This window comes from Myxacorys chilensis, from assembly GCF_059505265.1.
This window is the reverse complement of record NZ_JCACKG010000110.1, coordinates 1-10,850: the sequence shown is the minus strand read 5'-3', so window position 1 is coordinate 10,850 and position 10,850 is coordinate 1. Positions and strand designations below refer to the sequence as shown.

17 protein-coding genes are annotated in these 10,850 nt (G+C 49.0%); 16 read left to right on the top strand and 1 reads right to left on the bottom strand.

The window, feature by feature from the left end:
* The 4 genes from AC5JLB_RS08345 to AC5JLB_RS08330 form a co-directional block, all read left to right on the top strand.
* A partial coding sequence (locus AC5JLB_RS08345) for an SDR family oxidoreductase (RefSeq protein ID WP_495873366.1) occupies positions 1–571 on the top strand: 571 nt, incomplete at its 5' end.
* Between the two features lie 89 nt (positions 572–660).
* Complete coding sequence (locus AC5JLB_RS08340; protein ID WP_495873365.1) at positions 661–1,017, top strand: AraC family transcriptional regulator; 357 nt, start codon at positions 661–663, stop codon at positions 1,015–1,017.
* A gap of 156 nt (positions 1,018–1,173) precedes the next feature.
* Positions 1,174–2,073 (top strand): pirin family protein, encoded by a 900-nt coding sequence (locus AC5JLB_RS08335; RefSeq protein WP_495873364.1) that lies wholly within the window; start codon positions 1,174–1,176, stop codon positions 2,071–2,073.
* Positions 2,074–2,185: 112 nt separating this feature from the next.
* Positions 2,186–3,208: an LLM class flavin-dependent oxidoreductase gene (locus tag AC5JLB_RS08330; protein WP_495873363.1), complete on the top strand. Its 1,023-nt coding sequence runs from the start codon at positions 2,186–2,188 to the stop codon at positions 3,206–3,208.
* A 171-nt stretch (positions 3,209–3,379) separates the two neighbouring features.
* On the opposite strand, the gene AC5JLB_RS08325 is transcribed toward AC5JLB_RS08330, so the two are convergent.
* Positions 3,380–3,601 carry a hypothetical protein gene (locus AC5JLB_RS08325; RefSeq protein WP_495873362.1) on the bottom strand — a complete coding sequence of 74 codons (222 nt, stop codon included), beginning with the start codon at positions 3,599–3,601 and terminating at the stop codon, positions 3,380–3,382.
* Here AC5JLB_RS08325 and AC5JLB_RS08320 point away from each other — a divergent pair.
* From AC5JLB_RS08320 to AC5JLB_RS08265, 12 genes are all read left to right on the top strand, one after another.
* A complete protein-coding gene (locus AC5JLB_RS08320; protein WP_495873367.1) occupies positions 3,494–3,847 on the top strand; it encodes a nuclear transport factor 2 family protein in 354 nt (117 codons plus the stop codon). The two genes, AC5JLB_RS08325 and AC5JLB_RS08320, sit on opposite strands and share 108 nt — an antisense overlap.
* Positions 3,848–4,056: 209 nt before the next feature.
* Positions 4,057–4,782 carry an alpha/beta fold hydrolase gene (locus AC5JLB_RS08315; protein WP_495873361.1) on the top strand — a complete coding sequence of 242 codons (726 nt, stop codon included), beginning with the start codon at positions 4,057–4,059 and terminating at the stop codon, positions 4,780–4,782.
* Positions 4,775–4,996 carry a hypothetical protein gene (locus AC5JLB_RS08310; protein ID WP_495873360.1) on the top strand — a complete coding sequence of 74 codons (222 nt, stop codon included), beginning with the start codon at positions 4,775–4,777 and terminating at the stop codon, positions 4,994–4,996. Before AC5JLB_RS08315 ends, AC5JLB_RS08310 begins: the two co-directional genes overlap by 8 nt.
* A gap of 84 nt (positions 4,997–5,080) precedes the next feature.
* On the top strand, positions 5,081–5,482 hold the full coding sequence (locus AC5JLB_RS08305) for a RidA family protein (protein ID WP_495873359.1): 402 nt from the start codon (positions 5,081–5,083) through the stop codon (positions 5,480–5,482).
* Positions 5,483–5,587: 105 nt separating this feature from the next.
* On the top strand, positions 5,588–6,556 hold the full coding sequence (locus AC5JLB_RS08300; RefSeq protein WP_495873358.1) for a zinc-dependent alcohol dehydrogenase family protein: 969 nt from the start codon (positions 5,588–5,590) through the stop codon (positions 6,554–6,556).
* 55 nt (positions 6,557–6,611) lie between these two features.
* Entirely contained in the window at positions 6,612–7,301 is a 690-nt protein-coding gene (locus AC5JLB_RS08295) for an NADPH-dependent F420 reductase (RefSeq protein ID WP_495873357.1), read from the top strand.
* A 251-nt stretch (positions 7,302–7,552) separates the two neighbouring features.
* A complete protein-coding gene (locus tag AC5JLB_RS08290) occupies positions 7,553–8,023 on the top strand; it encodes a nuclear transport factor 2 family protein (RefSeq protein WP_495873356.1) in 471 nt (156 codons plus the stop codon).
* Between the two features lie 8 nt (positions 8,024–8,031).
* The gene (locus tag AC5JLB_RS08285; RefSeq protein WP_495873355.1) at positions 8,032–8,220 is read left to right on the top strand and encodes a hypothetical protein; all 189 of its coding nucleotides are present in this window, start codon (positions 8,032–8,034) and stop codon (positions 8,218–8,220) included.
* Positions 8,221–8,436: 216 nt separating this feature from the next.
* The gene (locus AC5JLB_RS08280) at positions 8,437–8,790 is read left to right on the top strand and encodes a nuclear transport factor 2 family protein (protein ID WP_495873354.1); all 354 of its coding nucleotides are present in this window, start codon (positions 8,437–8,439) and stop codon (positions 8,788–8,790) included.
* 129 nt (positions 8,791–8,919) lie between these two features.
* On the top strand, positions 8,920–9,102 hold the full coding sequence (locus AC5JLB_RS08275; RefSeq protein WP_495873353.1) for an SDR family NAD(P)-dependent oxidoreductase: 183 nt from the start codon (positions 8,920–8,922) through the stop codon (positions 9,100–9,102).
* Between the two features lie 89 nt (positions 9,103–9,191).
* Positions 9,192–9,785: an ester cyclase gene (locus AC5JLB_RS08270; RefSeq protein WP_495873352.1), complete on the top strand. Its 594-nt coding sequence runs from the start codon at positions 9,192–9,194 to the stop codon at positions 9,783–9,785.
* A gap of 159 nt (positions 9,786–9,944) precedes the next feature.
* The gene (locus tag AC5JLB_RS08265) at positions 9,945–10,613 is read left to right on the top strand and encodes an NAD(P)H-dependent oxidoreductase (protein WP_495873351.1); all 669 of its coding nucleotides are present in this window, start codon (positions 9,945–9,947) and stop codon (positions 10,611–10,613) included.
* Positions 10,614–10,850: the final 237 nt, after the last annotated feature.

The following is a 10,850-nucleotide window of genomic DNA, read 5'->3' as shown; positions in this document are numbered from 1 at the left end:
GCAAGCAGATGTCACGAAAGAAGCCGATGTTAAAGCAATGGTTGATAAAGCGGTTGGCGTTTTTGGTCGGCTGGATATTGCCTTTAATAATGCAGGAACAGCTGGCGAAAATCCCTCATTGATTGAGCAAACAGAAGCAGAATATGACCGCACTATGAACGTCAATGTCAAAGGCGTTTGGTTGTCGATGAAATATGAAATCGCTCAGATGTTGAAACAGGGAGGTGGCTCAATCGTCAATATGGCATCTGCGGTTGGAGTCGTTGCACTTCCTACCATACTCCTCTACACTGCGAGTAAACATGCGGTAGTAGGCTTAACCAAAGCTGCTGCACTCCAATATGCCAAAGCGGGTATTCGTATCAATGTCGTGGCACCAGGGGCAATCCAAACAGATATGTTTGAAGCAGTTACAGATGAAGCCAAAGCTTACTTGGCAGGACTTCACCCGATCGGACGAGTTGGCACACCGCTTGAAGTTGCAAATGCAGTCCTGTTTTTATCATCTGACATGGCATCGTTCATAACAGGTGAAACGTTGATGATTGATGGTGGCTATGCAGCGCAGTAGTTGATCGGCAATGCAAAATACTGTAGTGATCGAATGCGCGATGGCTAATTTTTACCTGTTTTGTTGAGCAAATTGCCAATCTTTGAACCATGCTAACAATTACAACACGAACCCTTGAAGCCAAGCACAAAGGCTTAACGCACACCCGATTACAGCAAGTACTCGGCTATATTCGTACTCACCTTGATCGAGATTTGTCACTGACTGAGCTTGCAGAAGTGATCAATATCAGTCCGACTTACTTTGCGAGTTTGTTTAAGCAAACAATGGGAATTTCTCCCCGTCAGTACGTGATCCAACAGCGCGTGGAACAGGCAAAGTTGATGCTATCGAAAACAGATTTGGCAATCGCAGACATTGCCCTACAAGTCGGCTTCTCCAGTCAAAGCCATTTGACGCAGCACTTCAAGCGATTCACGGGAAAGACCCCCAAGCAGATTTGTTAGCACCATAAGAATCTGAAAATTTGCCCTAAGAATCTGAAAGAAATCGAGTCTTGAAACTCATTACATTGAAGTTAATTTAGGCAAGAATCTGAAGCAGAAACAGAATTAAGATTGTATCTTCGTCCACAACGTCAACTCAGAATGGATCGTACAAAAATGAGTATTCAGCAATTAATTACGCCTGAAAAGCATGACTTAGGTGGGTTTAGCGTACAGCGAATCTTACCGAGTGAAGCCCTAAAAATGGTTGGACCTTTCATCTTCTTTGATCACTTAGGCCCAGCTATTTTCCCGGCTGGAAAAGGCGTCGATGTTAGACCCCATCCACACATCAATCTAGCGACGGTTACCTATTTGTTTGAAGGAAGCCTTCTGCATAGGGATAGTCTAGGTACAGTACAAGAGATTTTTCCGGGCGAGGTGAACTGGATGACAGCGGGCAAAGGCATTGTTCATTCTGAGCGATCGCCCGAGAGCTTTAGAGAGAAAGAATCTACTCTTCACGGCATTCAGACCTGGATTGCCCTCCCCGAAATCGCTGAAGAAGTTGAACCTAGCTTTTCACATTATGCGGCGACTGATTTACCGAGGTGGATTCAAACAGGCACCAGCGTGACCTTGATCGCCGGTAGCTACCAGTCTCACCAATCACCAGTTAAAACCTACTCTGCTACTCTTTACCTGTCGCTCGTTTTCACGGAGGGTAGTCAATTTCAGCTAGCGCCAATAGAAGGTTTAGAAAGGGCAGTTTATAGCGTCACATCCGACCTATTCGTAAATGGAAAGCCTTTAGAGCCATATCGTTTAGCCGTTTTAGCGCCGGATGAATCAGTAGATATCCGTGGGGGGGCTGAGGCAAAAGCAATGATTATCGGCGGGGCACCAGTGGGCGATCGCACAAAGTACTGGAACTTTGTGTCGAGCCGCTCAGCGCGTATCGAGCAGGCAAAACGAGATTGGCAAGACCGCCGCTTCCCGGCGGTTCCCGGTGAAACTGAATTCATTCCGCTCCCTGATAATTCAGATCGCGATAGTAGCGCGCCCCCTCTGAGCTGACGATGGTTAGGCGTTCTTTGCTGAGCGAGAGAACAGCAGCTTAGCTCGTACAGCAAGGCTTTCTACTGTTTTGGATAAGTCTATTTCATGCGCAAAATGCTTGGAAAATGATATGGAAGTTGGAATTGACAGTTTTGCCTCAGTTGGAACGAGTGAGAATGGTGAAACGGCGGATGCCACGCAGTCTGTCGCCGAACTGCTGGAGAGAATAGAGCAGGCGGATCGTTCCGGCTTGGATATCTTCGGTATCGGCGAGCATCATCGGCATGAATTTTTAGATTCGGCAAACGCGGTTATTCTCGCCGCTGCCGCCGCACGCACCGAACGCATCCGTCTAACCAGCGCGGTTACCGTGCTGAGCGCGGCTGACCCGGTGCGCGTGTTTCAACAGTTCGCCACGCTCGATTTGATTTCAAAAGGTCGCGCCGAAATGGTTGTCGGGCGCGGCTCGTTCACCGAAGCCTTTCCGCTATTCGGATTTAGTCTCGGCGATTACGACGAGATTTTCGCTGAAAAGCTCGAACTCTTGCTCAAAATTCGGGACAATGAAACGGTCGATTGGTCGGGTAAATTTCGCCCCGCGCTGGAAAACCAAGCAATTTATCCGCGTCCGCTGCAAAAACCGTTTCCCATCTGGATCGGGGTCGGCGGTACGCCGCAATCTTTCCGCCGCGCCGGAATGCTTGGACTGCCGCTCGTGGTTGCCATTATCGGCGGCGAAACGCATCGCTTTCGCTCGCTCATAGATTTATACCGCGATGCCGGAGAGTACGCCGGGCACGCTCCCGAAACATTGAAAGTTTCATTGCATTCAATCGGTTATGTCGCCGACACGACCGAGCAAGCCGTTGAAGAATTCTTTCCGGGCTACGCCGAAACCTTCACTAAAATCGGCAGAGAGAGAGGCTGGCCGCCGGTTACGCGCGCTGCTTTTGACGCGCAGCGCAGTGCGACCGGCGCGTTATTGGTCGGCAGTCCCGAAGAAGTGGCGGAGAAAATCCGCCGTCACAGCGAATCGCTCGGCGGCATTTCGAGAGTCACGTTTCAAATGGACAACGCGCAGATGAATCACGCCCAACTGATGCACTCCATTGAACTGATTGGCACGCGAATGTCACCACTTTTGAACAATTAAAATATGCTCACGATCGTAGACAACCTAGCCATCGTTCTACATACAGCTCAAAAGAAACATTGGGTGAAATTGAGGCAACCGCATCATTTTAATTTAGGTGCCCAAAAATATGAATTCACAAACAGCTCAAACCACCACTACTGCTGACGAGTCGACAATCCGTGCTTTCCTTCACCAGATGATTGAGGCTTGGAATCGAGGCAGCGGTGAAGGCTTTGCTGCCCCGTTCAGCGAAACTGCCGATTTCTCACGTTCGATGGCACCCATCTGAAGGGTCGAAAAGAAATCGCTGCATTTCATCAGCAAGCGTTCGATACGGTTGTCAAAGAAACACGCTTGGAGGGTGAGGTAAATTTTGTCCGCTTCGTGAACTCGCAACTCGCGCTCATGCACGTAGTTATCAGGGTAATACTGCCCGGACAAACTGAAACTTCACCGTCACGAGATTCGCTGCCGCTTTACTTCGCAGCGGAACACGACGAAGGTTGGCAGATCGAAGGGTTGCTCAATACCCGGAAATTAACGCTAGAACGTCAATTCTTCTTAGACGACTTTGACTCCCTGAGCGCAGAGGCTCAACGTCAAGTGACCGACCTCGTTGCAGGTCTCAAACAGCATCATCAAGCAGATCAATCTTGAGTTTTTAATTCGAGAATGTAGGCGGTGAAATTCTTGATGCCGTCCTAAGCCTGATCAACCTCCGCACTTGCAGGTTTGTTTGGACTGATGCTGCCAGCTACATCACTGGACAATCCTTAGTGATCAATGGTGGACTCACATTGAACTAACTCATTTCAAGAGAGAACAGACGAGCTTGATTTTCAGAGTACATCTGAAGGAGGGATTTTATGTCAACTTTTGTCTTAGTTCATGGCTCATGGCATGATGGTTCTGCTTGGCAAGCAGTTATTGATCAACTAGAAGCAAAAGGACATCAAGCTTTTGCTCCCACGATCGCAGGTCATGGAAAAGGCGTGAATAAAAACGTCAACTATGCTCAATGCACGCAATCGATCGTCGATTACATTGTTAGCAAAGACTTAACGGATATCGTTTTGTTAGGTCATAGTTTCGGTGGAACAATTATTGCGAAAGTTGCTGAAGCGATTCACGATCGCATTCGACGACTCATCTTCTTCAATGCCTTTATCCTGAATGATGAGGAGAGCATTAGAGATAACCTCCCACCGGACTCTCAAGCCTTACTCGACAATCTAGCGAGAGAATCGGACGATAATACAATAACGATGCCTTTTGAGATTTGGCGAGAAGCGTTTCTCAACGATGCTGACCTCGAACTGGCTCAATCCAGTTACGCACAATTATCGCCTGAACCGTATCAACCATTGATTGACAAGCTGGACTTGAAGCAGTTTTACTCGCTATCGATTCCTAAAAGTTACCTCTACTGTACAGAAGACACTGCCCTGCCTCAAGGCGAGTGGGGCTGGCATCCCAGAATGTCTAGTCGCTTAGGGCAATTTCGGTTCGTGCAAATGCCCGGTAGTCATGAGGTGATGTTTTCTAACCCGGTTAGTTTAGCCGAAAAGATTATTGTGGCAGGACGTGACTAGCAACACTCAAGTTGCTCAGACGGCATTGCAAGCCTGCCCAACTCACCTGAACCTATCGGTGAAGCCAACCGTCATGACAAGCGCCCTGATTGGCGCGATCGTCCTTGATATCGTAAGAATCTGGAAGAAACTGAGGGCTGGAACTCATTATATCAAGTTGGATCAAACGAGAATTCAATGCGGTATTCCCAGGAGAACTCATCACCATGTCTAAAGTGTCTTCTAACCACCCCAGAAGCCAGGGAAGTCCGCTGACGCGTTATCGGCTCAAGTCAAACGTGCTGAACAAAGGAACACCATGGATAAGCCCAAGTTTTTTGTCACTCCTGGTTATGGGGAATACATGTTGAATAACTTGCATTACTCGCAAGCGGTAAAAATTGGCGATCGCGTGGAGACATCCGGTCAAGGTGGGGTGGATGACAATCTGCAAATTCCCGAATTGCTTGCGGACGAAATCGCTCAGGCGTTTCGGAACGTAGAGCGAACCTTGGCAACTGCTGGTGCGGGTTGGGAGCATGTTGTCCACATCAATTCTTACCATGTTGGCGGGTTTCCCCCAGAGGTTAACGATGTGATGGTCAAGCTATTTCGTCATTACATGCCCAACCATGCCCCCATTTGGACAGAGATCGGAGTTGCAGCTCTTGCACTTCCAACGATGCGGATTGAAATTCGCGTGACTGCAATTGTTCCGTAAGTCTTGCACAAGCCGCAATGGGGTCATTGTGAAGTTAGGGAGTTACCGCCGCTGAGTGATATCGAAATCCCATCACTGTTTATTCGAAAAGGAGAGTTGGCACAGATGGAATCTATGCAGGCAGCCGTATTAACTGCGTTTGGTGATGCTGAGAAGTTTGAGATTCAAACTGTTCTTATACCAACACTGAAGGCGAATCAGGTGTTAGTCAGAGTTTGTGCAACCTCGATTAACCCGGTCGATTACCAAACTCGTCGTGGTGATTACAAGGAACTGGTTCCATTACCCGCCATCCTTGGAGTCGATGTTTCAGGGGTAATTGAGGCAATTGGCGAAGCTGTGACTGATTTCAAGGTGGGAGACAACGTATATTACTCGCCGCAAATTTTTGGAGAATTCGGTAGCTACGCTCAGTATCACGTGGCTGATGCAGCGATTGTTGCATTGAAGCCTGCAAATCTATCGCACATTGAAGCAGCTTCTTTTCCGCTTGCAGGCGGAACTGCTTGGGATTGTCTAGTGACTAGGGGCAATCTACAAGTTGGTGAAACAGTTCTCATCCATGCGGGTGCAGGTGGAGTGGGTTCGATCGCAGTTCAACTCGCCAAAGCGATAGGGGCATACGTTTTTGCGACCTGTAGTGCTAGAAACCGAGATTTCGTGACAGAACTGGGCGCCGATCGGGTAATTGATTACAAAAATGAAGATTACGTAGAAGTCATTCGTCAAGAAACAAATGGACTGGGTGTGGATTTAGTTCTCGATACGATCGGCGGAGAAACAATTCAGCGTAGTCTAGAAATTATTCGTCCCTTTGGTAGGCTTGCAAGCATTGTAGACGTTGCAATACCGCAATCGCTTCTTGAAGCATGGGGCAAGAATCTAACGATTCATTTTGTTTTTTCACCTCAGTACCGAGCAAAATTAGAGGCTTTGACAAAACTCATCGAGCGTCATCAGCTTCGCCCAGTGATTGATTCAGTATTTTCTTGGGATCAGGTCGTTCTGGCACATCAACATCTAGAGCAGGGAGGAACACGGGGCAAAATTGTGCTGAAGTTTACAGAAAATTAGACCAGCTTCACGGCGTTGGTAATTGCTAAATCGATTTACAAAGGAGAAACCTCTCATGTCTTACAGTACCCTTGGTCAAGAAAACTCTGCAAACATCGGTATGAGTATCGGAATTATTGGTTCAGGAGCCCTCGGCTCAAACCTGGCGCGTATATTGGCAAAAAATGGTATTGCAGCCACCATAGCCAACAGACGCGGACCGGAATCGCTGGCTGACTTTGTGGCCGAAGTGGGCCCCTCCATAAAGGCCGGCACTGTTGCCGAAGCCGCCAGCGCCGACATCGTCATTGCGGCTGTGCGCTGGGTCGATGCAGAGAAGGTATTCAGTGCTCTGCCTGCATGGAATGGTCGCATCGTCATTGACAGCACCAACCCAGTTGAATTCCTCGACCCAGATTCACCTGATGCCAAAGACCCCAGCAATCCGCTGGCAGCCTACGGTATTAGGGCTATTGATCTAGGCGGCAAATTCTCCAGCGAGGTGTTCAAGCAATACGTACAGGGTGCACGCGTAGTGAAAGCCTTTAATCATCTGGAGGTGAACCTATTGCAGGAGCCTAAAGTGTCTGGTGGACAGCGGGTGCTGTTCTACTCAGGTGACGCCGCCGATGCCAAAACCCAAGTGCGAAAAATCATTGACGGCACGGGCTTCTTCCCTGTGGATCTAGGCACTCTGGAAGCTGGCGGCACGATTGCGTCTTTGCCGTTTGGTTCATTGGCTGAGCACAACTTCATCAAGATCTGATCGCGCAGAAGAAGTCTCCGACGAGCATCGAAACTTCATCGCGTTAGCCCTAGCTGCAGGCCATAAGCGCGCATCGGGTTTCACGACTGTGAAGCCGCTGGACGTTGGTCCCTATGGGATGAATACCCGCATGGGTAGCTTGAGTGGAGCACCCGATCAGCGACAGCAACACAACCGGACTGAACCATAGCCCCGAGATTGCCGCATGCAGGGCAAGTCAACATTTGTAACTTTAACTTGGACAAAATCACATGCAAGAAGATCACCTCCATAGCGAAGCCACGCTCGCCATCACCAATCCCGGCGCACCTGCGGGTCTGACCGCAGTGCAACTGTTCAAGCGCAGTCTGGACACCTTCCTCACCAAAGACATCAAGGGCTGGGCTGAACTCTGCGACGAAGACATTGTGGTCGAGTTTCCCTTTGCGCCCGACGTGGCATCCAGGAAGCTGGTCGGCCGCGCGGCCATCTACGAGTATTTGAAGAACTATCCCAGCGTCATCGACATTCAAAGTACTCCCACGCTAAAGATCAACGCCACCGACGACCCCAACATGGCCATTGCCGAGTGGAGCGTCTCAGGTCGGGTGATCAGCAACGGCAACCCCTATGAAATGAGCTACGCCACGTTTATGACTTTCAAGAATGGATTGATCGTCAACTACCGCGAATACTGGAACCCGATGGCGTTCATGGCCGCCATGAGCGGCGCGGAGTTCTGAAGCCATGAGTGCCGCGTGCCGCTTTTGACGCGCAGCGCGGCGCAACCGGCGCGTTACTGGTCGGTAGTCCCGAAGAAGTGGCGGAGAAAATCTGCCGTCATAGCGAATCGCTCGGCGGCTTAGAAGGACTGCTTCGCCCAGAAGATAGCATCCTAGTACTGATTGACCACGGCCCTATCAGTTCAGGTAATTGCTAAACGGATCGGAGTTTGATTTTGTGCTGAAGGTCAACATGGATTGGAACTTGCATAACAATCCCGTTGCACGCCAACCATACAAAGATAGTTAGTTGAGTACGAAAGGTTGCTAGCGGCAGATGATGGCGGGCGATCGCTGACTACGCTGAGGAGAAGAATGCGCTGGTAGAGAGACCGTTCCGTTAAAGCATCCACTTGAATAGAGGAGAGATTCAGATGTCAGAGAACAATAAAGCTGTCTTAGAAGCGGCAAATGCGGCGAACGCAGCAGGCAACTATGAAGGATTCTTGTCATTCTGCACCGACGACACGCAATGGACGTTTGTAGGCGACAAGACCCTCAACGGAAAAGAAGCCGTTCGCCAATATATAGCAGAGACATACATAGAGCCGCCAAAGTTTACGGTCACCAACTTAATCGCTGAGGGTGATTTCGTCACGGCACTCGGCGACATCACACTGAAGGACGAAGACGGGAAGGCGGCTCATTACTCGTACTGCGATGTCTGGCGCTTTCGCGGCGACAAGATGGTCGAGTTAAGGGCTTTCGTCATCAAAACCTCGATCTGACCCGCCGTCGTCGTTCACGTCGTTTTCAACCTGCTCACTATCCCGGTGATGGCAATCGCTGGCATGGGCTGAGATGAGATCGGAGTTCAATTTTTGAAAGTCAATATTGATTGAAACAGGAGAAACAGAATGATACTGCAAGATAAAGTGGCGTTAGTCACCGGAGGCACATCAGGAATTGGTCGAGCAACAGCAATTGCATTCGGTGCTGCTGGAGCAAAAGTCGTGTTCTCCGGTAGACGCGACGCAAAAGGTGAAAAAACCGCCCAACTGATTCGTGAAACAGGCGCTGAATGCTTATACGTTCATTGAAACAAATTCACTAACATCACAAGAATCTGAAAGCAGTCAAGCATTGGAACTCAAGACACTTTAGATAGATAGAACAGGAGTATTTAATCATGGTCAAAGAGCATACTGTAGACGGACAAGCAAATTTACAAGCAACTACCAATTTGACACCAGCCCAGGAGTCTTTGCAAGCACTTTGGGAAGAGCATTTACAGCACGAGTTTGGCACTCACAGTACTGAAGATGCCCTCGCTACGATGGTTGAAGATGCTTACGTTAACCACATCCCGGTAATGACTGGGGGCGTCAGGAAACCAGTACTGCGCGAGTTTTATTCCAAATACCTCATTCCACAGATGCCGCCGGACATGAAGTTGACCCCAATCTCGCGCACGATCGGAACGGATCAACTCGTCGATGAAATGGTGGCTAAGTTCACTCATACGATCCAGATTGACTGGATGCTACCTGGCGTTGCTCCCACCGGGAAACGGGTTGAAGTGCCAGTAGTTGCGATTATTCGGTTTCGTGACGGCAAGATAGCCCACGAACACATTTACTGGGATCAGGCAAGTGTATTGATTCAACTTGGCTTGCTCGATCCGGGTACACTTCCCGTCGTGGGCGTTGACAGTGCGCGTAAGGTACTTGATCCGAGCTTGCCCTCAAACGCACTGATCGATCGTGCCAGCGATCGCGACTAAGTGTAGGAGCCAGCAAATATCAATGCCTAAACCCGCTATTTTGCAACCAGGATCGCAACTCGCCTGACCCAGCCACGTTCTATACCCGTGGTGAAAAAGGCTATCTGGATTATCCAGCCCTAGCAAAAGTTTAGAAACTTAGAAAACGAGATAACTCACATGAAAGTTTTGATTGTTCTTGCACACCCAGAGTCGAAAAGCTTTAACGGAGCAATGTTTCAGACAGCAATTGACACGTTCAAAGACTCTGGGCATGATGTTCAATATTCAGATCTCCATACCATGAGATTTGACCCTGCATCCGATCGCCGCAACTTTACGTTTGTCAAAGATCCTGATTACTTTAAGCAGCAACTTGAAGAGATGTATGCAACTGAAGTTGGAGGATTCATTCCAGAAATTGAAGCTGAGATCCAAAAACTGGAATGGTGCGATCTGATGATTTGGCAATTCCCTTTGTGGTGGTTCAGTGTCCCTGCAATTTTGAAGGGGTGGGTCGATCGCGTCTTTGTTATGGGGCGTGTTTACGGTAATGGACATATTTATGAAACAGGCAGATTTCGAGGTAAGCAAGCAATGCTCTCGTTGACCACAGGTGGAACAGAAGAGGACTATCTTGCAGGCGGTTTTAACGGTGATATCCATGCTATTCTGCGCCCAATTCAGCGAGGGATGCTGCAATTCGCTGGTTTTGACGTTCTTGCTCCGCAGATTGTTTATGCCCCCGTTCGCCAAACAGATGCAGTTCGTCAACGTATCTTGATTGATTTTTCGCAACGATTGCGAACCATTGAACGTGAGTTGCCGATCGCCGTAGGTCAGTATTGATCGGCATGGAACTGGCGGGACTGAATTTATGGGGCACGCAGCCAGGATCGTACTCATCCTGGTTGTAGGAGGCGCTTTTTATTGCTGGCTCCTACACGTATTGCTCATTGAGTTTTTTGACAAAGTGACACAGCCATTCACAACAAGAGGTAACTATCATGATGCTGAAAGACAAGGTGGCATTAGTCACTGGCGGAACTTCAGGAATTGGTCGTGCAACCGCGATCGCTTATGCCA